Here is a 25,714-nt window from a genome sequence, read left to right on the forward strand (position 1 = left end):
CAAGAAGTCATTCAGGGCTTGCATTGGTCGGTATTGAAGTCAATTGTTAATAGGCGATGGACCGCCAATATCTATTTTTGATTTTGAATCAGTATTACTTGCCATTATCCCTAGAGGGATCTTCGTATTCTTTCACACTCAGTTTATCAAGTGCGATATCATGTTAATTCGCCTTCTTATTTTTAAGCTCATGAAGAAATCATCCACTGGATAATTTTTCTCCTCCTTTCGCTTTATTTTAGGCTTGAACACCTTTATTGTATCGCGTTTGGAGTTTTTTTGGTATAACCTGCGATGCGCACTCGCATAGCGGGTGGTTTATTTGTTTCGCACCTGTGGAGCGAAACGGACTAAAGTCACATAAATTTAAAAGGATTGGGAGTTTCCCAATCCTTTTACTCTTGAATAATTTTATTTAATTTTCGTTCAAATTCATATCTAGCCATCATGACCAAATGATCACAATTGGTACAACGTATCTTGATATCTGCACCCAGCCGTTTCACCTCCCAACAATTGGCTTTCTTGCCAGTAGACTTGATGGTGCAGGCGTGGGGCTTTTTCATTTCAACTAAGGATCCTAATTGATACATAAGAACTCCTTTAGACATTCATTTTTAATTGGTCCGAACCGGTGTGATTAATTGGATAAAGCTCCCTTGATCATCAGCAGGAATCAGGGTAAATGGTCGTACAGCAGAGATAAAAGAAACAGTCACATTTTCAGTATCCATAGCCTTTAGAGCATCAATAAGATAGGTTGGGTTAAAGCTGATGGTTAAATCTTGTCCAGAAACCGCCACAGTGTCCAATTCCTCATGAACTTGCCCCACTTCTGGGGAGTTAACATGTGCTGAGACAATATTATTTTCGACTTCTAATTTAACTGTTCCGTTAGTTGTTGCATTAGATAAGATACGCGCCCGTTCCATTGCCTGACGGAGTTGGTCCCGATTGAAGGTCATTTCTGTTGTAAATGCTGTTGGAATCAAACGGTCCGTATCAGGATAAACACCTTCTAAGAGACGGGTGTAAAAACTGATCTGCTCGCTTCTAAAGAGGATTTGATTGGTTGAGAAAAAGACTTCGACAGTTTCAATATCATCTGCAAAGACTGCTGAAAATTCTCTTAAGGAACGACTGGGAACAACGACATCAAAGTTATCTGAAGGTTTTTCAAGGGAAATCTGGCGTTGGCTAAGACGATGAGAATCTGTTGCAACTGTCTTGAGGGTATGATTATCTGAAAGAACCAAGTGAACTCCTGTCAAGATAGGACGACTTTCTTGCAAGCTAGCTGCAAAAGCTGTTTCATTGATTACATTCTTCAATGTTTTGGTTTCAATTAGAAGAGGATTTTCAGCCTGCATGTCCTGCAAGCGTGGGTATTGCTCAGCATCTTTTCCTTTCAGGGTAATTTCAGACTTCCCACTGGTTAAAACGATTTGATTCTTTTCAATTTCCTTAAAATCTAGGCTCACATCTGGTAGACTTGAGACAACATTGATAAAGAAGCTGGCTTCCAGTAAAATGCTTCCTGGTGAAGTAATTAAGAGACCAGCATTCTCTTCTTTAACAGGAATAAAATATTCAATAGAAATTTGCCCATTAGATCCTGTTAAAGTGATGCCTTCGGAATTCACATCAATTTTAACGGTAGAAAGAATCGGAATAGCGTTTTTATGGCTAATTGCACGTTTCGTTGTGTTTAGAGCTTGTAAAAAATAAGATTTGTTAATGGAAAACTGAATCATGGAAAACTCCTTTATCTGTTTATAATTATAAGGTTAGTAGTAGTAGTAGGTCTTGTGGACATTGTGGAAAAGTTAGCCTATCCTTGTCAGATCAGTCTAGAGATTTTGCAGATAAGTTGTGGAAAACTTTTTGAACTGTCCCCAAATTATTTGATACGTTGGCGAATGGTCCGAATTTCGAGACCTAAGTTTTCATCTGTCTCTAACGCTTCTCTGATTTTATGGTAAGCATGGAGAACAGTTGAGTGATCCCTATTCCCAAACTCCTTTCCAATCTTTGGCAGAGAATTGTCAGTTAGTTCACGGGCGAGGTACATGGCCACTTGTCGAGCGAGGGCGATGTGTTGAACCCGCTTAGGACCTGTGATCTCTTTGATGCTAATGCCATAGAACTTGCTGACTTCTGTCTGGATTCGCTCAATTGGGATGACGGTGATAGCAGAAGGTGTCTGTAGACGAGATCTCAGAGCCTCAACAACAGTATCAACAGTAATGGTTTGTAAATGATTGCCAGTAGCAACTAGGTTGACATTTTTTAGGGCACCTTCTAGCTCTCGAACATTGGAATCAAAATGGTTTGCCAGGTATTCAATCGCTTCCTGTTTGAAGGTGAGGTGGCTATACTCTTGTAGTTTTTGGTTCAAGATAGCAACTCTGGTCTCATAGTCGGGAGGGGTGATATCGACAGGGAGTCCCCAGGCAAAACGTGATACCAATCGCTCTGGTAAATCATCCAGTTGTTCTGGTGTCCGGTCGCTGGTCAAGACAATTTGTTTTTGGTTTTCAAAAAGCGAATTAAAGGTATTAAAGAATTCTTCTTGGGTGGCTACAAGATTTTTTCGAGCCAGGGATTGAATATCATCAATGAGTAAGACATCTAGATTACGGAACTTCTGTTTGAGTTCATCCATGGTATTGAGACGGATGTGGGACACAAACTCACTAATAAAGTTATCCGTTGTAATGTATTCAATTCTGGCGCGTGGATTGACCGAAAGAATATGGTTTCCGATAGCATTGAGAAGGTGTGTTTTACCAAGACCCGATCCTCCCCAGATAAAGAGAGGGTTATAGGCTGTTCCTGGAGCTTCTGCGACTGCTAGGGCAGCAGAAAGTGCCCATTTATTGCCCTCACCCTGAACAAAATTTGAAAAGGTGTATTTGGGGTTGACACTTGGTTTTACCAGAGTTTCAAAAACTTCGGTTTGATAAGATGGAACACTCCTTGTCAGTTCTGTTTCCGTTTTGGTTTCCTTTTCTCTAGGACTAGCGACTTGATTCGAAAATTGGTAGGCTAATTTCATTTCGCGGTCATACACTTCAAAACCAGCGGTCAAAATAACTGCCTGTAAGTTGGTATCCCAAAAGAGTTGCTGGGCGGAGTTATCCAGCTGGATGGTGGCTATGTCCCCCTCGACTGAGATGAGCTTGGCTTGAGAGACAAAAAAATCATAAGAGGATTGCCTCAGCTGTGAATGGGCTAAAATTTGGACACGTTGCCAAAATAAGGACTCTTTATCAGCCATCTTTTCCTCCTTGTATTTCTAATCACTCTATTCTATCATAAAGAAGTCATTTTTTCCACAACTTGTTGATAAGTTTCCACAAGTTAAAAAGAGTTTTCCACAACTTGTTGATAAAATAGGTAGAAAGAGGATAATAAAAGCCCTTTTTAGGACTTTTTAGCTGTTTATAAGCTTGTTTAGGAATTTTTTCTATCCACTTCTATCAGATAAAATGTGGATAAGTCGTTCGAGTTCTTCCAAAGAGGAAAAGGGGATAGAGAGGTGGCCAGACCCTTTTTGTGTTTCAGAAATAGAGACTTTGGTTCCTAAGTCTTGGCTTAGTTTTTTTTCAGCTTCTTTGATAAAGACAGTCTTGCCAGTATTTTTTGCGATTTTTTTCTTTGGACTCGTCAAGGTTTCAAGCTGGCGCACACTGAGTTTTTGCTGGATAATTCTGGTCAGCCATTCTTCCTGGAGTTTTTCATCTTCAAATATTAGAAGTGTTCTGGCATGAGCTTGGGAAATTTTTTCTGCTTCCAAAGCTTCCAAAACTTTATCAGATAGCTGGAGGAGTCGGATAGTATTGCTAATATATGGCCTAGACTTTCCCATTGTTTGTGCAATCATTTCATGGGTGTTACCTCGTTCAATCAGTCGCTTATAAGCACGCGCCTCTTCGATTGGACTGAGGTCTTTGCGTTGCAAATTTTCAATAATAGCCTGATTCATCATGTCATCATCTGAGAGCTCTTTGATAATAACGGGAACATTGTCTAGACCAGCTAGTTGGCTGGCACGAAGTCGCCTCTCGCCAGCCATTAATTCGTAGCCAAGAATAGGGGATTTTCGTACGATTAATGGTTGAATAATCCCATTTTCTTTGATCGATTGAGCTAATTCTTGGAGATCTTCTTGATGGAAGTACTGGCGTGGCTGGTAAGGATTGGTTTGAATGTCTTGGATAGGCACATAATAGAGTTTTTCAGTCATAGCTCTATCATACTAAATTTCGAGGGTAAAGTAAATCTTCCCCCGATATGATTCAGAGGAAGAATGTTGGTAGGCTTAAGGAATTTTTTTATAAATCTTCTGTAGAACTAGTTAGGTGAACCTGCTCTGTTTGCTCCTTGCCATCACGGTAAAAGGTAACTTTTATGGTATCTCCAATATTTTTTGAATAAAGGGCGCTTTGTAAATCACTACTTGTTGTAATTTTTTTGTCGTCGATTTTAGTGATGATATCGTATTTTTCTAGGATTCCATCTGCTGAGAGACCTGATTCGACATTTGCAATAACGATACCTGCTGTCAATTCAGAAGGAACTTTTAGTTTTTCCAATTCAAAGGTTGACAGGTCTGTCAAGTTAACCATTCGAATTCCTAGAGATGGGCGACTTACCTTACCAGATGCTTCTAATTGTTCGATAATAGCAACTGCATCGTTTGAAGGAATGGCGAATCCAATACCTTCAATAGCAACACTGGAGACAGCGGAGACAGGACGAGAAGAAATTTTACTAGATGTAATGCCAATCACTTGTCCTTCAATGTTGATCAGAGGACCTCCAGAATTACCAGGGTTGATGGCTGCGTCTGTTTGGATGGCATTGGTAGAAATAGTTTGACCGTCTTCTGACTGAGAAGTAACTGTCCGACTCAGACTGGAGATGATCCCTTGAGTGACAGAGTTAGCGTATTCTGTTCCCAAGGGACTACCGATAGCGATGGCTGTTTCCCCTACATTTAGGATGCTGGAATCCCCAAATTCTGCGATGGCAGAAACTTTCTCAGCATTAATTTTGACAACAGCAACGTCAGAATAGGTATCTGAGCCGACCAAGGTTCCCTCTACAATAGTACCGTTGGCCAACTGAATATCAATTCTTTCAGCACCTGCTACAACATGCGTATTGGTTACTAGATAGGCAGAATCACCATCTTTCTTATAAATAATTCCTGATCCTTTACCGACAACAGTCAATTCAGCGGAATCCTTATTTTCAAAAATACTGTAAGGGTTATTTCCACTACTACTAGATTGATAATTTAAGACGGAGACTACCGCATCTTGAACTTTTTTGACGGCTTCAGTGGTTGAATTAGTGTTATTAGTTGAGATGATGGGAACTGTTGTTGACGGTTTATTGGAGTTTTCCACAGAAGTCCCTTGAGTTTTAGAAGTCAGTTGGTTTCCTAACACACCACCTATAAAGCCGACTGTTAGGACTGCAAATAAGTGTAAAATTGTTTTGATCAATTTTGACATAATATATTTCTCCTTTGCTATATTCTGAGAATTACTATATAAGCTTAGGCTTAAGCAAATCTTAAAGATTTCTCAGTTTTATCTATCTTATTTGTGGTAAGGGCTTCCTTGTTGAATCATAAAGGCCCTGTAGATTTGTTCAACCAAAACGAGTTTCATCAACTGGTGAGGAAGGGTTAATTTTCCAAAACTGAGCAGGAAATTGGCGCGTGTTTTAATATCAGGAGCCAGTCCCAAACTGCCACCGATGATAAAAGTTAGGGTTGAAAATCCTTGACTAGTCTTGTCAGCAATCAACTGACTAAAATCTTCTGACGGAAGTTGCTTGCCTTCAATAGCCAGAGCAATGATAAAATCCCTCTCTCCAATTTTAGAGAAAATCCGTTCAGCTTCTTTGGCCATAATCTGCTGCTTTTCCAGCTCACTAGCCCTATCAGGCGTCTTTTCATCAGTTAATTCAATAAGCTCGACTTTAGCAAAGCGTCCCAGCCGTTTGGTATATTCTGCGACACCATCTTTAAGGTATTTTTCTTTGAGTTTTCCAACGGTAATCAATTTTATCTTCATGCTTTCATTGTAACACAAGTTTTTTTATAAGGCATCAATTGGCTAAAAATATGTTAGAATAGAGACACTATAATGTTTCACGGGAAACTTTTTATGACTAAGACAAATTATCGTATTTTTGAGCGGTTGCGAGTAGCCGTACTCCTAACCTTTATCAGTGGCTATATAGACGCCTACACTTACCATACACAAGGAGGGCGATTTGCAGCCGCTCAGACAGGAAATGTGATTTTTCTAGGCATTTCCTTGGCAGAAAAAAATATGGAGAGAGCTCTAGCTTATCTTATTCCCATCTTCATGTTTAGTTTTGGCCAGTGGTTTAATTACCTTGTTAGAGGTTATCTCAGCCGTCATAGCATCAGATGGCATGCTTTTAGCAGTATGATGATGTTGAGTTTACTGGTATTTATCATTCTTCTAACCCCTCTTTTACCGCCTATCTTTACTATTTCCAGTTTAAGCTTTTTTGCTTCCATGCAGGTAAATACCTTCAAACGCTTGCGTGGTATGCCTTATGCAAATGTGATGATGACAGGCAATGTTAAAAACGCGGCCTATTTACTAGTGAAAGGCTTGGTTGAAAAAAATAAGGTTTATCAAAAAGAAGCTGTTTTAACCTATAGTGTCATCATTTCTTTTATTATAGGGATTGTTTTGTCAAGTTTAGTAACGGTTTACTTAGAGGAATATAGCCTTATTTTTCTACTGTTTCCAGTAGGTCTTGTGAGTTACTGGCTCTATAGCGAAAAATTGGGTGATGAGTCTTAAAAAGAAAAACACATCACCTGATTAAGGCGATATGTTTTTTCTTTGATCCCAGCAGGATTCGAACCTGCGACCGTTCGCTTAGAAGGCGAATGCTCTATCCAGCTGAGCTATGAGACCTACTAACTATATCAGTTTAACAAAAAAGAGGCACCGCTGTCAAGATAAGAGAGAAAATAAATAAAAAATAATCAAAAAGTGTTGACAAGGGATATACTTTAGGATATAATAAATCTTGTCTTCTTAAGAGACATGTATGGTCCGTTGGTCAAGGGGTTAAGACACCGCCCTTTCACGGCGGTAACACGGGTTCGAATCCCGTACGGACTATATTTTCTTCCGCCATAGCTCAGTTGGTAGTAGCGCATGACTGTTAATCATGATGTCGTAGGTTCGAGTCCTACTGGCGGAGTTTTGGAAGTATATCGGTACGTTGAGAAATCAACGTTTTTTTTTTGATTTTTTTGCGATTTGGTCAACTTTTGGTCAACTAATTTTTTAACTTATTTTAATTCTGACAGAAAGTCTCTGATTTTGTTGGACTCCGAATCGGCCTTTTCTTTCATGAGATGTCCATAGGTCTCTGTGATTTGAGTAATATTCTTGTGACCCATGATTTTTGAAAGGGCCCAAATATCAATCCCTTGCGCAAGCATCACACTGGCAAAAGTATGACGATTACAGTACAAGTCATATTTTTAGGCTCTATGTCTAATTTTTCTAATAATTCTTGTAAGCATTTGTTAGCGCCAGTATTAGTTGGGATACCATAGTGTTGGTTAATGAATAGCATGTTGTCAGGATTATCTAGATTCAACTTCTTTTGCTCTTTGCGCAATTCTTTTAGTACGTCTAAAGTTCTAGCATCAACAGGGATATCTGACTATATATGACTATACAAGTATAGTTTAAAGTGATATAATGTCATTAAGGAGGTGCTACGTATGAATATTTTAGAAAAAAATACGCAGGTCAATTTTAAAACAAATAGCGATTTACTAGAGAAAGCTAAAGCCATCATCACAGCCCAAAACCTTGATATGACAGCTAGCTTTAATTTATTTTTAGAAAACATTGTACAAAATAAAGCCCTACCTTTTGAGACTGACAAAGATAAAGAGCGGGCTGAACTACTTGCAAACTTACGGTCTGAAATTGCCAAAAGTTTTGAAGATTTAGAGCATGGCCGGGTATATAACGTTAGTGAAGTGAGGGATAACCTTGGTATCTGAAAATAAAACATATAGTCTTATTATCCCCGAAACTGTACAGGAACAACTACGGGCGATAAAAAGTTATATTGAAACTACTTACTTTTCAGAGCAGGCAGGGGCTAACACCATTAATAATATTCTTTATGGTTTAGAGCGCCTTGAGCTTTTCCCTGAAGCAGGGTTTAATGCAGACGAAAGGGTAGGTGAAACCATTTACCCGCCACATAATACCCGTTGCATTGTTTTAGGGGATTACCTGGCCTTTTATCACATTTTAGAAGACAGAAAAGCCGTTTTTATATCTGATATTATCCATAGCAAACAAGACTATATCAGACTATTTAAGAAAAATAGGCGCCTTTAAAAAGGGCGTTTTTCTTGTATACGGTAGAATGCAGTAGCGTATAACACCATAGAAAGCCCGTACAGGGGTTTTAAGGACATAGGCATATGAACAACTATTTTCCGTCTTGATTAGAAACTATAATTGGTCAACATTTGGTCAACTTTCTAAAATTAACAGCTATATAGCGAATGATAAATTCTTGATTTTACGCCATTTGTGTTTTCTATTTTAACTTAATTTAACGCTATATTATCTGTTGGCGGAGTTTCGGAAGTATATCAGTACGTTGAGGAATCAACGTTTTTTTATTTTATGTTAGCTATCATAAAAGGTCCCTTATCTTTTAGTGGATAAAGGACTTTTTATATTTTTTAATGTGGTTAATCTGATAGATAAGGAACAATAAGAGGCCAGATAAAGAGCATAGGACTCCTATAAAGAAACCTTGAGGAATAAAAGTGAGAAGAACTTCTCCTTTTCCTTCAGGGATTTTTACACGAATCAGACCATTTTGAAAGGGCTCAATAGGGACTTTTTTTCCATTGACAGTTGCAGACCAGCCCTTATCATAGGGGAGTGTGTAAAGCAGTGTTTGTTCAGATTTAGACTCATAGTTGGTTCTTACCTGATTTCCCTTAACAGTTGTCTGAGGCATTGTTTCAGCTAATTTTTGGAAGGCTGTTTCATAAGCTTCTATAGATAAAGCGTAAACCTTAGGATTGTCAAAGGAAACAGTAGATTGGTTAGGAAAATGGAAGGTGATTTCAATTGTCTGATCAGCTGTAAAGTAACCCAAGTCAAATAGTGTAAAGCTATTGTCAATGGTATAATGGTAGCGATGATCATTAACAGAAATCTCAATATCTTGAATATTTTGATTGGAGAGGGTTAAATTTGGTAAAGAGAGGTAAATTTGACTGTCAATTGTCGTTGTCAGAGTAAAAGATTTATTAGGATCAGTTTTTGTAAGAGTATGATGACTATTTTCTAAAACATTTCCATCTTTATCAACGATTGACAGCTGGTCAAAGTAATCTATATTTAGGCCTGTTATAGCATTGACTAGATTAGTCTGATTATCAAGACTCAGATGAGTCAGATTAATATCTTGATAGGATTTTGGAACCAGTATACCAAGTTGACTAGCATTGACATTCCTGTAAAGTTCTAGTTTATTGGAACTATTCTGCTTTTCAAACCCATATTTTGGAGGCATTTCTTTACTGATTTTATACTTTACAGCAAATAGGGAATCCATCAGGAGGGTGTTATTCTGATAACGGAGATTGAGATTCGTTCCAGATGATTTAAATCCTAATTTATCAAGCAGTTGATTGGAAGCCCTATTTCGGATTGACGAAAATTGAGAAATCCCATTATAGTTATATTTCATACTATCGTTACCAGTTTGAGGCGTTTGTCTTTCCATTCGGAAAAAATGGTAGTTATCATTCCGAGTGCTGTCAACTAAATTGACAATATCAGCCATATCTTGTTGATAATTTTTTAGAGCTGGAAAATGCCATTCGTTGTCCACACCCGCTATTTGATAGTAAGAATTTAAGGATGCTTCAAAGACTGTAAAGAAGAGTAAACCTAGTGTAAAAGATTTTTTAGAGATAATTTTCCTAGAAAAACCAGTAAAAATAATCAAGTAAACGATTAGGAATTCTGCTGTTAGGAGATAGTGAATGGTTTCTAGAAATGGATAATGATTTCTGAAGTAGAAAGTTAGGCCAAAACCGACTCCTAGCAGAAGAGTGGCTGTCAGAAAAGAGCCTAGTCTTAGTTCTTCAATCTGAGAAAAAACTTCTGCTGCAGTGAAAATAATTAAGAGAGAAAAGAGCCAGGCATAACGGTGGAGAAACATATTTGGGGCATGCATTCCCTGCCAAAGTAGGTCTAGCGGTTCAATATAGAAGCTAGCAATCAGTAGGGAAAAGAGAACAAGATAGGTTAGCTTGACTTGCCATTTTATTGCTTTGATGAAGAAAAAGCTAAGTGCTATTATGAGAGGAACAAGGCCAACATAAATCATTGGGATAGCTCCAAATTTAGTTGTGTCGTAGCTACCAACCATACTTTTAGCAAAGATATCGAGCCACCAAGAATTTTCAGTTTGTAGCTGATTGATTACCGTGAAATTTTCACCATGGGTCTTCAGGTCTAAAACAGCTGGTAAAATCATTATCAAACTAGTCAGGCCTGATAAGGTTGACACGACTGTAAAGGACCAGAAGGTTTTGATTCGTTTCTTAAACTCCCAGCTGACCTGAAGAAAGTACCAAAAAACAAGGAATAAGGCTGTCATATAGCCAAAATAGTAATTTTGAATAAAGAGAAGGGTCAGAGAAATATAGTAAAGGGTTATACCTTGATTTAAAATAAGCTTATGGAGTCCTAGTAAAACAAGTGGAACCCATATAAAGACATCCAACCACATATTGATTTCGAGTTGACTAACTGCAAAGCTCATCAAGGAAAAATGGGAAGAGAGAACAAGTGTCAAGTAACTGTCCATTTTTGTGTAAATATGGTGTAAACTATAGTAAGAGGACAGTCCGATTAGTCCAAATTTGAGGATGGTAAAGAGATAGATAGCGTCAGGCATGGTTTGTAAACTAAAAAAGTAGACAAAGAGAGAAAAGAGACTTCCCAGATAATAGCTTGACAGGGCATAAAAATTAAGTCCTAGACCGCTTGTAAAGGTGTAGAACAGGTGACCATCCCCATGTAAGGTATTTCTCAAAGTGGTGTTGAAGATAGCATATTGATGAAAGCCATCGCTAGCAAGAATAGTCCGCTCACTCCCCCAATAAATTCCTTTAATAGCAAGGATGGTTGCTATGATAAGCATGGGAATGAGGAAAGATAGGAGATAGTTGGTTTTAGGATGTTGCCTAGTTTGTCTTCTTGATTGGGTCATAGTTTTATTGTAACAAAAAAATTAAAAATACAAAAAAGCAAAGCTGCTATACCTTGCTTTTTAAATGAGTTAATTTGATAAGGTTAAGACTTCCAAAGTTCTTGAACTTTGGCTTGGACTTCTTTATTTTCAAGAAATTCATCATAGGTTTCATCAATACGGTCAATGACACCGTTCTTAGAAATAACGATGATATGGTTGGCCAAGGTTTGGATGAATTCATGGTCATGACTGGCAAAGATGATGGATTCTTTGAAGGCTTTGAGGCCGTCGTTGAGGGCAGAGATGGATTCAAGATCCAAGTGATTAGTCGGATCATCTAGGATTAGGACATTGGATTTCAACAACATCAGTTTTGAAAGCATGACACGGACCTTTTCTCCCCCTGACAAGACGTTGACAGACTTGTTAACTTCATCCCCAGAAAAGAGCATCCGACCCAAGAATCCACGGAGGAAGGTATTGTCATCTTCTCCCTTGCTGGCAAATTGACGGAGCCAGTCAAGGATGGATTGATTACCAGCAAAATCCTTGCTGTTGTCTTTTGGCAGGTAAGATTGAGAAGTGGTGACTCCCCATTTGACAGTTCCTTCGTAGTCAATATCACCGACCAAGGCTCTAATTAGAGCTGTTGTTTGAATATCATTCTGTCCGATAAGGGCAGTTTTATCGCCTGGACGGAGGATGAAACTGATATTATTAATGACGGTCTCGCCATCAATCTTGACAGAAAGGTTTTCAACCGTCAAGAGGTCATTTCCGATTTCACGCTCAGCCTTAAAACTGATGAATGGGTACTTGCGGCTAGAAGGCACAATCTCTTCCAGTTCAATCTTGTCCAACATTTTTTTACGCGAAGTGGCCTGTTTTGATTTGGAAGCATTAGCTGAGAAGCGGGCAACGAATTCTTGGAGCTGTTTGATTTTTTCTTCAGCCTTGGCATTGCGGTCAGCTTGTAAGCGGGCGGCTAGTTCAGAAGATTGTTTCCAGAAATCATAGTTACCAACATAGAGCTTGATTTTTCCAAAGTCCAAATCGGCCATATGGGTACAGACTTTATTGAGGAAGTGGCGGTCGTGAGATACGACGATAACGGTATTTTCAAAATCAATTAAGAAGTCTTCCAACCAATTGATGGACTGAATGTCGAGACCGTTGGTAGGCTCGTCTAGCAAGAGGACATCAGGCTTGCCAAAAAGTGCCTTGGCAAGCAGGACCTTAACCTTTTCCCCGTTAGACAATTCACTCATATTTTGGTAGTGTAATTCTTCTGGAATATAGAGGTTTTGGAGCAATTGAGAGGCTTCGCTCTCTGCTTCCCAACCACCAAGTTCAGCAAATTCGCCTTCTAATTCGGCGGCACGGACGCCATCCTCGTCAGAAAAATCTTCCTTCATGTAAATGGCATCTTTTTCTTTCATGATGCTGTAGAGCTTTTCATTCCCCATGATAACGACATCGATAACCCGCTCGTCTTCGTAATCGAAGTGGTTCTGACGTAGGACTGAGAGCCGTTCGTCTGGACCGAGTGCAATGTGGCCTGTGGTCGGTTCAATATCGCCTGCTAGAATTTTAAGAAATGTAGATTTACCAGCACCATTGGCACCGATTAAACCATAGGTATTGCCGGGTGTAAAGCTAATGTTAACTTCATCAAAAAGTTTACGATCGCTAAAACGCAGTGAAACATCTGAAACTGTAAGCAAAGTGATTCTCCTAATTATTGTATTCTCCTCATTTTACAGGATTTTGTTTTTTTTTTCAAATATTCCTATCACATCTATTCTCAGCTTTAGAAAAACTTGACAAATCCTGTAAATTTCACTAGAATAGAACCATCAGAAAGAGTAAGGACATAACATCTTTAGAGAGTTGGCGGTTGCTGCAAGCCAATGGTGGTGGTTACTGAAATGGGTCTGATTCAACCAGTTTTGATAAGCATTGAGATGAGAAACCTAGGTTTCTTAAATTGAGGTGGTACCGTGTCAATCAGACGCCCTCACGCCAAGTTTTTGGCGTGGGGATTTTTTGTGGAAAGGATAGAGGAGAAATAATGGACATTGTTCAAGAATACAGTGACTTAAAAGAGCATCTTAATAATCATCCAAAGCAACTAGAAAATGCTAGAAATTGGCTATTTATTTTAGCCAACACTGCAAGAGCAATGATAGAAAACAGAGATAAGACACAGCTTGGAGAGTTGGAAATAATGTTTAATAAGGCAACCAGTCAAGAGTTAAAACTTGCTTTTGATTTTTGCCAAGGTCGGTTTGGTCAAGAGGGATTTTCTTACCGCCGACATCCGAATTATTTTTATCTGTCTAGTTTGGTAGCAACTTTTCCAGAATTTGTCTTATCTGAACAAGACCAAGCATATCTTAAAGAAGTTTTGATTTATAATAAATACTTTTTGTACGACATACATTAGAGGAGAATCCCATGACAAAACCAATCATCCTGACGGGCGACCGTCCGACTGGTAAATTGCACATCGGCCACTATGTTGGCTCGCTGAAAAACCGTGTTCTCTTGCAAAACGAGGGCAAGCATGACATGTTTGTCTTTCTGGCTGACCAGCAGGCGCTGACTGACCATGCCAAGGACCCGCAGACCATCATCGACTCTATTGGCAATGTGGCTTTGGACTACCTGGCTGCTGGCCTTGACCCAGAGCTGGTGACCATCTTTATCCAGAGCCAGATTCCTGAGTTGGCCGAGCTGACCATGTACTATATGAACCTGGTGTCGCTAGGACGCTTGGAGCGTAACCCGACCGTGAAAACTGAGATTGCTCAAAAAGGTTTTGGAGAGTCCATTCCGACGGGTTTCTTGGTTTACCCTATTGCCCAGGCGGCTGACATCACGGCTTTTAAGGCCAATCTTGTTCCTGTCGGTACTGATCAGAAACCCATGATTGAGCAGACCCGCGAGATTGTCCGCAGCTTTAACCACACCTACAACTGCGAGGTCTTGGTCGAGCCTGAAGGGCTTTATCCAGAAAATGAGGCCGCAGGTCGCCTGCCAGGTCTGGATGGTAACGCTAAGATGTCCAAATCCCTCAATAATGGTATCTATTTGGCAGACGATGCCGATACGGTCAAGAAAAAGGTCATGTCCATGTATACCGACCCTAACCATATCCGTGTTGAAGACCCAGGTAAAATCGAGGGTAATATGGTCTTTCACTACCTTGACGTTTTTGGTCGTGAAGAAGACAAGGCAGAAATTGCAGCCATGAAAGAGCATTACCAGCGTGGCGGACTTGGGGATGTTAAGACCAAACGCTACCTCCTTGATATCATGGAGCGTGAGCTGGCGCCCATTCGCGAACGTCGCTTGGAGTTTGCCAAGGATATGGGCGAGGTTTACCGCATGCTGGAAGTGGGCAGTGAAAAAGCCCGTCAAGCAGCGGCTCAAACCCTAGCTGAAGTCAAAGCAGCCATGGGGATTCAGTATTTTTAAAAACAATATAAAAAAGTAGGAAACAATCAGCCTTCCTACTTTTTTATTGTCTTTGAAAATCATTTTCTTACCTTAAACCAAAGGTAAATGTGTAGCCCAATGTAGTAGAGAATATAGCCGATAATTAGGGCAATGGCTAAAAACTCAAGAAAACCATAGAGAGGACCTAAAACAGGTAGCTTTAGCAGGTAAGGCCTTAGAATGGCTAATATGAGGATAACTACTAAAGAAAGAAACTGTTTTTTCATAGGAAAAACCTCCTTTTCATCTATTATGATAGCATATTCCGAAACATTTGTCAAAAGTATGCCTTAGCGGTTGACAAAATAGGCAGGCGTGATATGATAGTAACCATAAAAAAGAAAAGAGGTTAGATAGATGTCACATTGGGAGACCAAGTTTTTGAAAAAAGGCTTTACATTTGATGATGTGCTACTAATTCCAGCAGAGAGCCACGTTTTGCCACATGAGATTGAGCTGAAGACTCAGCTGGCTCCCAATTTGACGCTTAATATCCCCATTATTTCAGCGGCGATGGATACGGTCACAGAGAGTGCGATGGCGATTGCGATGGCTCGTGCAGGTGGTATGGGGATTATCCATAAAAATATGTCTATCGAAGCTCAAGCAGAAGAAGTCCGTAAAGTAAAACGGTCTGAAAATGGCGTTATCATTGATCCATTTTTCCTAACGCCAGACCGAACCATTGCAGAGGCAAATGAGCTCATGGGTCGCTACCGTATCAGTGGTGTACCAGTTGTGGAAACCATGGAAAACCGTAAATTGGTCGGTATTTTGACCAATCGAGATCTACGTTTCGTTGCAGACTTTAACCAGCCAATCTCAGCTCACATGACCAAGGACGATCTGGTGACTGCTCCTGTGGGGACAGACTTGAAAACTGCGGAAAAGATTCTGCAAGAACACCGTATTGAAAAACTTCCTCTGGTCGATGAAACAGGTCGTCTGTCAGGTCTCATCACGATCAAGGATATTGAAAAGGTAATTGAATTTCCAAATGCTGCCAAGGATCAATATGGTCGTCTTCTTGTAGCAGGGGCGGTTGGTGTGACGTCTGATACCTTTGAGCGAGCGACAGCCCTGTTTGAGGCAGGTGCGGACGCTATCGTTATTGATACGGCTCATGGTCACTCGGCAGGTGTTTTGCGCAAAATCGCTGAAATTCGTGCGACCTTCCCAGACAAGACCTTGATTGCTGGTAACGTAGCCACAGCAGAAGGAGCTCGGGCCCTTTACGACGCTGGTGTCGATGTGGTGAAAGTTGGTATTGGTCCAGGATCAATCTGTACGACTCGCGTGGTAGCAGGGGTCGGCGTCCCTCAGATCACTGCTATTTACGATGCCGCTGCAGTAGCGCGTGAATACGGTAAGACGATTATTGCAGACGGTGGGATTAAGTACTCAGGCGATATTGCCAAGGCTTTAGCTGCGGGTGGACATGCTGTCATGCTGGGGTCGATGTTAGCAGGAACGGATGAAGCTCCTGGTGAAACAGAGATTTTCCAAGGGCGTAAGTTTAAGACTTATCGCGGTATGGGATCAATTGCGGCTATGAAGAAAGGCTCAAGCGACCGTTATTTCCAAGGCTCTGTTAACGAAGCTAATAAGTTAGTGCCAGAAGGGATTGAAGGGCGCGTGGCTTATAAAGGTGCTGTGGCGGATATTGTCTTCCAGATGGTTGGAGGTATTCGTTCTGGGATGGGTTATGTCGGTGCTGCAACCATTCAAGACTTGCATGAAAAGGCACAGTTTGTCGAAATGACAGGCGCCGGTTTGAAAGAAAGTCACCCACACGATGTTCAAATCACCAATGAGGCTCCTAACTACTCTGTCCAATAAATAGAGTGACAAAACGTGACAATGCTGTCAATTTTTTGTCAAGTATAAAAAGCAAACGGTTCAACTCTCAGCTCCTTAGGAGAAGTGAGATGCCGTTTGCTTTTATTTTTTTAAAAAAGTTGACAAGATCGTCAATCAAGATGTTTTCTCGCGAATACTTCCCTTCTCCACTTCAAAAATTTTCAAATCATCAGGCAGGTGCTTGAGATGGTCTAAACTGGTTGTGGTGATGAAGGTTTGGACGTCTTTAGAGATTGTTTCTAACAGTTTTAGTTGACGGTTATTGTCAAGCTCACTCATGACATCGTCAAGCAAGAGGACGGGACTTTCCCTTGTGACGCTTTTCATGAGTTCGATTTCTGCTAATTTGAGGGATAAGACAAGGCTACGTTGTTGCCCTTGACTGCCGAAATTAGCATTGACACCATTGATAAAGAAGTTGACGTCGTCGCGATGAGGACCGATACCAGTATTCTTTTTAAAGAGATCCCGCTGACGAGATTTGCCAAGTGCCTGACTGAAGGCGTGGTAAATTGTCTCTTCGTCAGAAAAGGGAAAGGAGGACTGGTAAGAGATAGAAAGTTCCTCTTTGCCTTCAGAAATATCCAAATGTTTGGTTCTACTGAAACCCTCAAGTTTTTGAATAAAATCAAGCCGATGCTTAATGATACTGGCTCCAAATGTTAGGAGTTGCTCGTCTAAGACAGCCAGAAAATCAAAATCGACAGTTTCAGCCTGTTTGAGGTAGGTGTTGCGTTGCTTAAGCACATGGTGATAGCTGGCTAACTCCGAGAGGTAAAGGGGTTTGATCTGACCTAACTCCATGTCAAGGAATTTTCGTCTCAGGGCCGGCGCTCCTTTTATCAGCTGTAAATCTTCGGGCGCAAAGAGGACAACATTGAGGTGACCAATGTAATTGGAGAGCTTGGTTTGCTTGAGGTGATTAACCTTGGTTACCCGTCCCTTGCTATTTAATTGAACTTCTAGGGGAAGATGGCCGGTTTGCTTCTCGACCAGACCGTTGACCCTCAACTCTGTTCCTGAAAAATGAATCAAGTTCTTGTCAGAATGGGTTCGATGACTCCGCGTTAGGGAGAGGAAGTAGATCGCTTCTAAGATATTAGTCTTGCCTTGGGCGTTTTGGCCGAGAAAAACATTGAGTCCCTTATGGAATTCAAGTTCCTGTTCTAAATAATTCCTGAATTGTTTGAGGGAGATGGCTTTTAACCACATGACTAGGTACCAGGAAAACGGACCGCTGGCCTTGGTGAATTTTGAGGTTTGTTCCCCTTTTTTAGGTCCTTGTTCATTGATTTTACCAGTTTTGCCACGCGTTCTTTTTCAGCCTTTTCTTCTTGGTGGTTGGAAAGTTCGTCGGCACTCGGTGCGATGATTTGAATGGTAATAGCTTGGTTCGGTAGGGTGATGGTGTCCCCGACACGGATTTTTTTGCCCCTGCGCGTCTCCTGCTCCCCGTTAAATAAAACCAATTCTTGGCTAAGAAACCCCTTAATGGCACCACCACTTGGAATAATTCCTAGGTCTTTTAGGAGAGCTTGTAGGGTGATAAATTCTTCAAATAAAATATAGTTCATGTCTTCTGCTCCTTCGTTTTCATTATAGCATACTTTTTGAGAATCTCCGCTCCAAAATTCAGCAAAAATCAGCTAGAAAAGGTATAATAGATGTTTAGAAAGACTTGGAGAATGTTAGAACAATGAAATTGGCAGAAGGTGTGTATCTTCATTTTAAGAAAAGCAATAAGTTTAAAACCCAGCGAATCAAGATTCGTTTTTCAGCCCCTTTGGATCAAAAGACGATAGGGAGTCGTGCTTTAATCGCTTATTTTTTAGAATCAGCTAATAAGCAGTATCCAACGCCTCAACTGTTCAGAAGGCAATTGGCGAGTCTTTATGGAGCGACCTTGGAAACCAGTCTTGCTAAAAAGGGAGCTGTCCATATGATTGACTTAGACCTATCTTTTTTGTCCCCGTCCTACACGATGGGCAAAGACCTAACGGCAGAAGCTATAGCATTTCTAAAAACGTGTTTGCTTGAGCCCTTGACCCATGCGGATAGTTTTGATCCTCAATTTTTCAAGATAGAGCAGGACAATCTTTTAACCAGCTTGGAGAGTGAGCAGGAGGATAATTTTTACCAGGCACATTTGGCGATCAATCGTCTGTTTTACAAGTCTGATGAGTTGAGTTTGCCAAAGCATGGGACCATAGATTTGGTGAAGGCAGAGACGCCACAATCCGTTTTTCGTGGTTTTCAAAGGATGCTGAGCCAGGACCGTGTGGATATTTTTTGTTTAGGCGATTTTCAGACGGATCAGGTTGAAAGTATTTTGAAGTCATTTTCCTTTGCAGATCGTTGGCCTGACTTAGAGTTTCAGATTGATCAAGGATTATCTAAAATTACTTCTAAGGTCATTGAAAAAAAGGAAGCCAACCAGTCCATTTTAGAGTTGGCTTATCATGTGTCAGCTCCTTTTGGAAGTAAAGCTTTCTTCAGTTTACTTGTTTTAAATGGTCTTTTAGGTGGATTTTCGCATTCTAGATTATTTACCTTTATTCGTGAAAAAGAAGGGCTTGCTTATACCATCGGTAGTCAGGTTGACAGTTTGACGTCCTACCTTAACATTTATGCAGGAATTGACAAATTGGAAAGGCACAGGGCTATGACCTTGATTCATCAGCAATTGTTGGCTTTAAAACAGGGAAACTTTAGTTCTGCAGAGTTAAGCCAGACAAAGTTAGCTCTTAAAAATGCCCTAAAGATGGCTGAAGACCGGCAAGTTCATTTGATAGAGCAAGTTTACAACCAGGCTGTATTTGGCGATTGTATGATGAATATTGACAGCTGGTTGACAGAAGTTGACAAGGTCAGTAAAGAAGACATCCGTCATCTGGCAAAGGAGATTAAATTACAGGCCGTTTATTTCTTGGAGGGGAATCTATGACTTTAACAAAACAGTATTACCCTGATTTAAAGGAAACTGTCTACCGAAAAATTTTGGATAATGAACTAGAAGTTGTTTTTATTCATAAGCCGGATTATCAGGAAACTCTAGGAATCATGGCTGTTCGTTTTGGTGCTCTAGATACTATTTTTAGACCTAAATATCGCAAACTATATCGTCAATTTCCAGCAGGAATTGCTCATTTTTTAGAGCATAAGCTTTTTGAAATGTCAGATGGAAGTGATGCGGTAGCCTTGTTTTCGAGTTTAGGTGCGGAAGTTAACGCCTTTACCAGTTATCAGCAGACGGTTTACTATTTTTCGACCACAGACAGGGTAAAGGAAAATTTACAGGTTCTACAGAACTTTACAGGTACGTTTCATATCAGTCAGGAGTCGCTGGAACGTGAGCAGTCTATTATCAGTCAAGAAATCAATATGTATCAGGATGATCCAGACTACCAGCTTTATATGGGATTGTTGGGACAGTTATATCCAGAATCTGCACTTTCTGATGATATTGCTGGAAGTTTACAATCCATTAACGCGATTAATATAAAAGATCTTAAGCTGAATTTTGATCTCTTTTACCAGCCATCAAATAGATTGTTGCTAGTTGTGGGACCAGAAGAGCCAGAGAGTCTTCTTGCTGATATTGAAATTTATCAGGCCAAGAGTCGTAAACGGAAAATTTACGAAATCAAGAAGCAAGGCCTTGATTTATTACCAGTAAAGCCATCCTCTCAGGTAGAACTTCCTGTTGTAGGACCTAAGTTAGCCTTAGGGTTTAGAGGGCAAGTTGACTTTACAGAACTGTCAACGTCTTCCTATCGAGTAGCTTTAAAGCTCTTCTTTGCCATGCTCTTAGGATGGACCTCGTCAACCTATCAAGACTGGTATGAAAAAGGGCGTCTGGATGATTCCTTCCAAATGGAAATTGAGATTCATGAGGCCTTTCAATTGGTAACCATGACCTTGGATACTCATGAGCCTATGGCCATGTCCAAGCGGCTTCGCCAGTTGCTCAAAACCTTTAAAACCTTACCAGACTTTCATCAGGACCATCTGGACTTGGTTAAGCAAGAAATGTATGGTGACTTTTTGAAATCTCTTAACAGCCTTGAACAGTTGGCTATGCACTATGTCGATGGTTGGATTGGTGGGGAAGATGGTCTTGATCTGGTTGAAATTTTAGATGAGCTTAGCTTGGAAGATATCCTCTATGTCGGTCAGGATTTTATAGAGAAATCCCAAGTCTCAGATTTTATTATTTTTCCGCAATAGGTCATCGAAAAAAAGTAGAATTTTTGCTACAATAGAAGGCAAGTAAATTAAAAGAAAGGGGGCAGCTATGGCTCAGCAAACCATCGGTCAGGTCTTACGTGCGGCGCGCGAGGATTTAAACTTGACCGTTTCGGATGTTTACAGCAGTTTAAAGATACACAGGCGCTATATCAGGGCTCTAGAGCGAGATCATTTTGAAGTGATTCCGGGGCAACATCAAGCTCGCAATCTTCTGGCTCGCTATGCAGAGTTTTTAGAGTTAGACTTGCCAACTATTTTGGAAGCCTACGATAGCCACGAACCCTTAATGGTCTACCAACTTCCGACAAATGACCCTCGTTATGCACGGTTTAGTCGCAAAAAAAGACCTAGGCGAAGCCAGAGTTATCTTCCGTTTTTCTATCTCTTATTATCTGCTCTCTTGATTCTTGGTTTTGTAGGGATGACAATTTGGCAATATTACCAAAATCAACCGGCTCAGCCTAAAGTAGCTAACTCTGGCTATCAGGTGAGTTACCAGAAGTCTTCCTCAGAAACCTCAGAATCCACTGAACAGACAGTGCCAAGCACAGACCAATCATCAAGTCCAGAAAATCTGCCTTTGGACATTTTGCTGACAGCCGATCAGACTCTTGAAATCAGGCAGGCTCCAGACAAGGTTGATATTACCCTATCTGTTGATCAGACAGAATCTTGGGTCTCCTTGTCTGATACAGACTTAGCCGGTGGCAAGCTTCTGACGCCCGAAGATTCTTCGATAAATCTTTCGGTCGATAGGCAGGTGACGCCTCAATTGACCTTAAGTATAGGTGCTTTGGAAGGATTGAGCCTCAAAATTAATCAGCAAGTGGTCGACTTGTCCTCATTACCAAAGCAACCAACAAATCTGACCCTCATTTTTAAGTAAAGGATTGAACGATGTTTGAAAAGTATACCCGTAAAGAAAATCTCCCTAATAGCTTAACAGTTCTGCGGATCTTGATGATTCCTGTTTTTCTGCTGATTTTGACTCTTTCAAAATCGACTCTCGCTCACATTTTTGCAGGGGTTATTTTTGCAGTAGCTAGTCTGACGGATTATTTAGATGGTTATTTGGCTCGCAAATGGCAGGTAGTGACTAATTTTGGAAAATTTGCTGATCCTTTAGCGGATAAGATACTTGTTATGTCAGCTTTTATCATGTTGGTAGAACTTGGCTTGGTTCCGGGTTGGGTAGCTTCGGTCATTATCTGTCGAGAGTTGGCTGTGACTGGCTTGCGGCTCTTATTGGTAGAGACTGGTGGCGAAGTCTTAGCAGCAGCTATGCCAGGTAAAATAAAGACCTTTACCCAGATGTTTGCCATTGTTTTCTTGCTCTTTCATTGGAACCTTATCGGTCAAATCTTTCTTTACATAGCGCTCTTCTTTACCCTCTATTCTGGCTATGATTATTTTAAGGGAGCAGGTTTCTTATTTAAGGATACATTTAAATAGATGACTATGATTGAAGTTAAAAATCTCACTTTTAGATATGATCAAGACGATTCCCATTATACCTTAGATGATGTGTCGTTTCACGTGAAACAAGGCGAATGGTTATCCATTATCGGCCACAATGGGTCAGGCAAGTCAACGACAGTTCGTTTGATCGATGGCCTTTTGATGGCTGAATCGGGTCAAATCTTTATCTCAGGTGATCTTTTGACGCCCGAAAATGTCTGGGACAAGCGCCGGCAGATTGGCATGGTGTTTCAAAATCCGGATAACCAATTTGTAGGGGCAACGGTGGAAGATGATGTCGCCTTTGGCTTGGAAAATCAAGGTCTTCCACTGGAGGAAATGAAGCAGCGTGTATCAGAGGCCTTAGATTTGGTTGGCATGTCAGACTTTAAAAAACGAGAGCCTGCTAGGTTGTCTGGTGGTCAAAAGCAGCGGGTTGCGATTGCAGGTGTTGTTGCTCTTCGGCCGGATATCGTGATTTTAGACGAAGCGACGTCTATGCTTGATCCAGAAGGGCGTTTATCGTTGATTGAGACTGTTAAAAGAATCAAGGATCAGTATGGTATGACAGTCATTTCCATTACCCATGATTTGGATGAAGTTGCCTTGAGCGACCGTGTCTTAGTGATGAAAAAGGGAAAAATAGAATCTGTCAGCACACCAAAGGATTTATTTGCCCGACCAGATTTACTGGCATTGGGACTCGACCAACCCTTTACGCAACATTTAAAAACAGCTCTTATTCAAGCAGGATTTGACTTGCCCGATAAGTATTTATCAGAAAAGGAATTACAAGAAGCACTATGGTTATCCATCTCCAAGAAGTAAGCTATACTTATCAGGCCAACACTCCCTTTCAGGGGCGTGCCCTTTTTGATGTAAACCTAGTGATTGAAGATGGCAGTTATACGGCTCTAATTGGTCATACAGGTAGTGGCAAGTCAACGATTTTGCAGTTGATGAATGGCTTGATCAAGCCGACGAGTGGTCTGGTTACGATTGATGCATTTAAAATCTCACCTGATTCTGTTGACAAAGACATCAAAATGGTCCGAAAGAAGGTTGGGCTGGTCTTCCAATTTGCTGAGAGTCAGCTGTTTGATGAAACGGTTTTGAAAGATGTGGCTTTTGGGCCTCAGAATTTTGGAGTCTCTAAGGAAAAAGCAGAAGCAATTGCGCGTGAGAAGTTAGCGATTGTCGGCATTTCAGAAGAACTGTTTGACAGAAGTCCCTTTGAGCTGTCAGGAGGTCAGATGCGCCGGGTTGCTATTGCAGGTATTCTTGCTATGGAGCCGGATGTTCTGGTTTTGGATGAGCCGACTGCAGGTCTCGATCCTGCAGGGCGCAAGGAATTGATGGGAATCTTTAAGGACTTACATCGGTCTGGTATGACCATTGTCCTCGTCACCCATCTCATGGACGATGTGGCAGATTATGCTGATAGGGTTTATGTCCTTGAAAAAGGAAAGGTGGTAAACTCTGGTTTACCTAGTCAAGTGTTCCAAGATGTGGCCTTTATGGAGAGCATCCAATTAGGAGTACCAAAGGTGACACGGTTTGCTCAAGGATTAGTCGAGAGAGGTTATGTCTTTGATCGTTTGCCGATTACTATGTCAGAACTTGTGGAGGTGTTGAGCCGTGGATAAACTCATATTGGGGCGATACATTCCAGGAGATTCTTTGATTCATCGTTTGGACCCTAGAAGCAAATTGCTGGCCATGATGCTGTTTATTGGCTTTATTTTCTGGGCTAATAATCTATGGACCAATGTGATCTCTTTTGTCTTTACACTAAGCCTTGTTCTCCTGTCAAAAATTAGCATTCGTTTTTTCCTAAACGGCTTAAAACCGATGCTTGGTTTGATTGTTTTTACGACTATGTTTCAGCTTTTTTTTGCAAGGGGAGGGGAGACTTATTGGTCTTTTGGTATTTTTCAAATAACCAGTCAAGGTTTACACCAATCAGGCATTATTTTGACACGGTTCATCCTCATTATCTTTTTTTCAACCCTACTGACCCTGACCACCATGCCCTTGAGTCTGGCAGATGCGGTAGAATCCTTACTTAGACCGCTCAACTATGTCAAGGTACCTGTTCATGAATTGGGGCTCATGCTGTCAATGAGTTTACGGTTTGTACCGACCTTGATGGATGATACTCAGCGAATTATGAATGCCCAGAGAGCGCGTGGGGTAGATTTCAATGAAGGGAATCTGATGCAGAAGGTAAAATCAATCATTCCCATCTTGATTCCTTTGTTTGCCTCGTCCTTCAAGAGGGCTCTAGCGCTAGCGACTGCTATGGAAGCTAGAGGCTATCAAGGAGGGGAGGGACGGACCAAATACCGCCGTTTATCATGGTCCCTGAAAGACAGCTTGACAATCTTGACAATGTTTCTATTTGGATTGACACTCTATTTACTAAAAAATTGACAAAACTGTCAAAAAAGCTAGTGAAAGCCCGATATCAGGGCTTTTTAATGTCAAAAAGACAAGTAAATGTAATCTATGACATAAAAATGTTAAACAATTGTAACATTTAATGTGTATGATGGTTTAGTAATATTAAAAAAATAGGAGCCATCATGCACTTCTTTAAAAAATTTAGCCTTGGGCTTGCTGTATTTGGTCTGACAAGTTTGTTGGCCTTAGCAACTCCTCATTTAGCCCAAGCACAAGAAACCGATACGACAACATCTACGATTAAATCGCCATATACTGTTAAAGCCGGTGACACTTTAAATCAAATCGCTCAAGAGAATGATAGAGATATCGACTATTTAAGACGTTTAAATGATATTGACAATGAAGACCATCTTGATATCGGTCAAGTCATCGATCTCGGAGACGGTGAAACCTTAGCTGATGGCGAGGTCTATGTTCGTCTCTATCCAGCCTACATTGCAGGACTGGCAGGATTCAAATACGTAGCTCCTGCTGTCTCTACGCCGATTGTAACTTCAGCAACAGCTAATACCACTGCTGCCCCTGTAGTTGCGCAAACAGCTTATGTGCCTAATCAAGTAGCAACATCAACTGGTGTTGTTCTGTCTAATGGGAATACAGCTGGCGAATTTGGTAGCTATGCGGCCAAGCAAATGGAGGCAGCAACTGGTGTTTCTGCAGCAACTTGGGAGCATATCATTGCCCGCGAATCTAACGGCCAAGTTAATGCCTATAACCCTTCTGGGGCTTCTGGGCTCTTCCAAACCATGCCAGGCTGGGGATCGACTGCAACGGTAGACGATCAGATCAATGCTGCTTTAAATGCTTATAATGCTCAAGGTTTATCTGCTTGGGGTTACTAAGATTTTCTAAAAGA

Annotated in this window: 26 protein-coding genes, 3 tRNA genes and 1 pseudogene; 16 read left to right on the top strand and 14 right to left on the bottom strand. The window is 40.8% G+C overall.

The window, feature by feature from the left end; genetic code table 11:
- Positions 1–94 precede the first annotated feature (94 nt).
- The 7 genes and pseudogenes from ABID29_RS05760 to rlmH all read right to left on the bottom strand — a co-directional run.
- Positions 95–163 (bottom strand): annotated as a pseudogene (locus ABID29_RS05760) (IS200/IS605 family transposase); the annotation flags it as partial.
- Between the two features lie 232 nt (positions 164–395).
- On the bottom strand, positions 396–593 hold the full coding sequence (locus ABID29_RS05765) for a DUF951 domain-containing protein (protein WP_354365049.1): 198 nt from the start codon (positions 591–593) through the stop codon (positions 396–398).
- A gap of 24 nt (positions 594–617) precedes the next feature.
- Positions 618–1,754, bottom strand: a complete 1,137-nt coding sequence (dnaN, locus tag ABID29_RS05770; RefSeq protein ID WP_354365050.1) for a DNA polymerase III subunit beta — start codon at positions 1,752–1,754, stop codon at positions 618–620.
- Positions 1,755–1,900: 146 nt separating this feature from the next.
- Complete coding sequence (dnaA, locus tag ABID29_RS05775) at positions 1,901–3,280, bottom strand: chromosomal replication initiator protein DnaA (RefSeq protein WP_354365051.1); 1,380 nt, start codon at positions 3,278–3,280, stop codon at positions 1,901–1,903.
- 189 nt (positions 3,281–3,469) lie between these two features.
- Positions 3,470–4,249 carry a ParB/RepB/Spo0J family partition protein gene (locus ABID29_RS05780; RefSeq protein ID WP_354365053.1) on the bottom strand — a complete coding sequence of 260 codons (780 nt, stop codon included), beginning with the start codon at positions 4,247–4,249 and terminating at the stop codon, positions 3,470–3,472.
- An 88-nt stretch (positions 4,250–4,337) separates the two neighbouring features.
- Complete coding sequence (locus ABID29_RS05785; protein WP_354365054.1) at positions 4,338–5,525, bottom strand: S1C family serine protease; 1,188 nt, start codon at positions 5,523–5,525, stop codon at positions 4,338–4,340.
- A gap of 87 nt (positions 5,526–5,612) precedes the next feature.
- The gene (gene rlmH / locus ABID29_RS05790; RefSeq protein WP_354365055.1) at positions 5,613–6,092 is read right to left on the bottom strand and encodes a 23S rRNA (pseudouridine(1915)-N(3))-methyltransferase RlmH; all 480 of its coding nucleotides are present in this window, start codon (positions 6,090–6,092) and stop codon (positions 5,613–5,615) included.
- Between the two features lie 93 nt (positions 6,093–6,185).
- Between rlmH and ABID29_RS05795 the strand changes: the two genes are divergently transcribed.
- Positions 6,186–6,860 carry a YoaK family protein gene (locus ABID29_RS05795; RefSeq protein WP_354365056.1) on the top strand — a complete coding sequence of 225 codons (675 nt, stop codon included), beginning with the start codon at positions 6,186–6,188 and terminating at the stop codon, positions 6,858–6,860.
- Positions 6,861–6,903: 43 nt separating this feature from the next.
- Here ABID29_RS05795 and ABID29_RS05800 read toward each other — a convergent pair.
- Positions 6,904–6,977 (bottom strand) — tRNA-Arg (locus ABID29_RS05800).
- 138 nt (positions 6,978–7,115) lie between these two features.
- Between ABID29_RS05800 and ABID29_RS05805 the strand changes: the two genes are divergently transcribed.
- Both ABID29_RS05805 and ABID29_RS05810 read left to right on the top strand, forming a co-directional pair.
- Positions 7,116–7,187 (top strand) — tRNA-Glu (locus ABID29_RS05805).
- Between the two features lie 8 nt (positions 7,188–7,195).
- A tRNA-Asn gene (locus ABID29_RS05810) sits at positions 7,196–7,269 on the top strand.
- 91 nt (positions 7,270–7,360) lie between these two features.
- Here the strand turns inward: ABID29_RS05810 and ABID29_RS05815 are convergent.
- On the bottom strand, positions 7,361–7,546 hold the full coding sequence (locus ABID29_RS05815) for a tyrosine-type recombinase/integrase (RefSeq protein ID WP_354365057.1): 186 nt from the start codon (positions 7,544–7,546) through the stop codon (positions 7,361–7,363).
- A 255-nt stretch (positions 7,547–7,801) separates the two neighbouring features.
- On the opposite strand from ABID29_RS05815, the gene relB reads away from it, so the two are divergent.
- Entirely contained in the window at positions 7,802–8,089 is a 288-nt protein-coding gene (relB, locus tag ABID29_RS05820; RefSeq protein ID WP_354365058.1) for a type II toxin-antitoxin system RelB/ParD family antitoxin, read from the top strand.
- Positions 8,079–8,435 (top strand): type II toxin-antitoxin system RelE/ParE family toxin, encoded by a 357-nt coding sequence (locus tag ABID29_RS05825; RefSeq protein WP_354365060.1) that lies wholly within the window; start codon positions 8,079–8,081, stop codon positions 8,433–8,435. The genes relB and ABID29_RS05825 overlap by 11 nt, the downstream gene beginning before the upstream one ends.
- Before the next feature lie 325 nt (positions 8,436–8,760).
- On the opposite strand, the gene ABID29_RS05830 is transcribed toward ABID29_RS05825, so the two are convergent.
- Complete coding sequence (locus ABID29_RS05830) at positions 8,761–11,343, bottom strand: YfhO family protein (protein ID WP_354365061.1); 2,583 nt, start codon at positions 11,341–11,343, stop codon at positions 8,761–8,763.
- An 83-nt stretch (positions 11,344–11,426) separates the two neighbouring features.
- Positions 11,427–13,049 carry an ABC-F family ATP-binding cassette domain-containing protein gene (locus tag ABID29_RS05835; protein WP_354365062.1) on the bottom strand — a complete coding sequence of 541 codons (1,623 nt, stop codon included), beginning with the start codon at positions 13,047–13,049 and terminating at the stop codon, positions 11,427–11,429.
- A 347-nt stretch (positions 13,050–13,396) separates the two neighbouring features.
- On the opposite strand from ABID29_RS05835, the gene ABID29_RS05840 reads away from it, so the two are divergent.
- Both ABID29_RS05840 and trpS read left to right on the top strand, forming a co-directional pair.
- Complete coding sequence (locus ABID29_RS05840) at positions 13,397–13,771, top strand: hypothetical protein (RefSeq protein WP_354365064.1); 375 nt, start codon at positions 13,397–13,399, stop codon at positions 13,769–13,771.
- 11 nt (positions 13,772–13,782) lie between these two features.
- Complete coding sequence (gene trpS / locus ABID29_RS05845; RefSeq protein WP_354365066.1) at positions 13,783–14,805, top strand: tryptophan--tRNA ligase; 1,023 nt, start codon at positions 13,783–13,785, stop codon at positions 14,803–14,805.
- Between the two features lie 59 nt (positions 14,806–14,864).
- Here the strand turns inward: trpS and ABID29_RS05850 are convergent, their stop codons facing one another.
- On the bottom strand, positions 14,865–15,053 hold the full coding sequence (locus ABID29_RS05850; RefSeq protein WP_354365067.1) for a hypothetical protein: 189 nt from the start codon (positions 15,051–15,053) through the stop codon (positions 14,865–14,867).
- Positions 15,054–15,183: 130 nt separating this feature from the next.
- Here ABID29_RS05850 and guaB point away from each other — a divergent pair, with 130 nt between their 5' ends.
- Positions 15,184–16,665: an IMP dehydrogenase gene (gene guaB / locus ABID29_RS05855; RefSeq protein WP_354365068.1), complete on the top strand. Its 1,482-nt coding sequence runs from the start codon at positions 15,184–15,186 to the stop codon at positions 16,663–16,665.
- A 135-nt stretch (positions 16,666–16,800) separates the two neighbouring features.
- On the opposite strand, the gene recF is transcribed toward guaB, so the two are convergent.
- Together recF and ABID29_RS05865 are read right to left on the bottom strand one after the other, a co-directional pair.
- A complete protein-coding gene (recF, locus tag ABID29_RS05860) occupies positions 16,801–17,898 on the bottom strand; it encodes a DNA replication/repair protein RecF (protein ID WP_354365070.1) in 1,098 nt (365 codons plus the stop codon).
- Positions 17,899–17,900: 2 nt separating this feature from the next.
- Positions 17,901–18,260, bottom strand: coding sequence for an RNA-binding S4 domain-containing protein (locus ABID29_RS05865; protein ID WP_354365072.1), 360 nt, complete (start codon positions 18,258–18,260; stop codon positions 17,901–17,903).
- Positions 18,261–18,382: 122 nt separating this feature from the next.
- Between ABID29_RS05865 and yfmF the strand changes: the two genes are divergently transcribed.
- From yfmF to ABID29_RS05905, 8 genes are all read left to right on the top strand, one after another.
- A complete protein-coding gene (yfmF, locus tag ABID29_RS05870) occupies positions 18,383–19,630 on the top strand; it encodes an EF-P 5-aminopentanol modification-associated protein YfmF (RefSeq protein ID WP_354365074.1) in 1,248 nt (415 codons plus the stop codon).
- Positions 19,627–20,913: an EF-P 5-aminopentanol modification-associated protein YfmH gene (yfmH, locus tag ABID29_RS05875; RefSeq protein ID WP_354365075.1), complete on the top strand. Its 1,287-nt coding sequence runs from the start codon at positions 19,627–19,629 to the stop codon at positions 20,911–20,913. Before yfmF ends, yfmH begins: the two co-directional genes overlap by 4 nt.
- Positions 20,914–20,980: 67 nt before the next feature.
- The gene (locus ABID29_RS05880) at positions 20,981–21,820 is read left to right on the top strand and encodes a helix-turn-helix domain-containing protein (RefSeq protein ID WP_354365076.1); all 840 of its coding nucleotides are present in this window, start codon (positions 20,981–20,983) and stop codon (positions 21,818–21,820) included.
- A gap of 11 nt (positions 21,821–21,831) precedes the next feature.
- On the top strand, positions 21,832–22,386 hold the full coding sequence (gene pgsA, locus ABID29_RS05885) for a CDP-diacylglycerol--glycerol-3-phosphate 3-phosphatidyltransferase (protein WP_354365077.1): 555 nt from the start codon (positions 21,832–21,834) through the stop codon (positions 22,384–22,386).
- Positions 22,387–23,220: an energy-coupling factor ABC transporter ATP-binding protein gene (locus ABID29_RS05890; protein ID WP_354365078.1), complete on the top strand. Its 834-nt coding sequence runs from the start codon at positions 22,387–22,389 to the stop codon at positions 23,218–23,220.
- Positions 23,196–24,038 carry an energy-coupling factor transporter ATPase gene (locus tag ABID29_RS05895; protein WP_354365079.1) on the top strand — a complete coding sequence of 281 codons (843 nt, stop codon included), beginning with the start codon at positions 23,196–23,198 and terminating at the stop codon, positions 24,036–24,038. Before ABID29_RS05890 ends, ABID29_RS05895 begins: the two co-directional genes overlap by 25 nt.
- Positions 24,031–24,825, top strand: a complete 795-nt coding sequence (locus ABID29_RS05900) for an energy-coupling factor transporter transmembrane component T family protein (protein ID WP_354365081.1) — start codon at positions 24,031–24,033, stop codon at positions 24,823–24,825. The genes ABID29_RS05895 and ABID29_RS05900 overlap by 8 nt, the downstream gene beginning before the upstream one ends.
- Positions 24,826–24,977: 152 nt before the next feature.
- Entirely contained in the window at positions 24,978–25,700 is a 723-nt protein-coding gene (locus ABID29_RS05905) for a LysM peptidoglycan-binding domain-containing protein (RefSeq protein ID WP_354365082.1), read from the top strand.
- Positions 25,701–25,714: the final 14 nt, after the last annotated feature.

Origin of the sequence: Streptococcus rupicaprae (assembly GCF_040545225.1) — a bacterium.
Taxonomy (GTDB): Bacteria; Bacillota; Bacilli; order Lactobacillales; family Streptococcaceae; genus Streptococcus; species Streptococcus rupicaprae.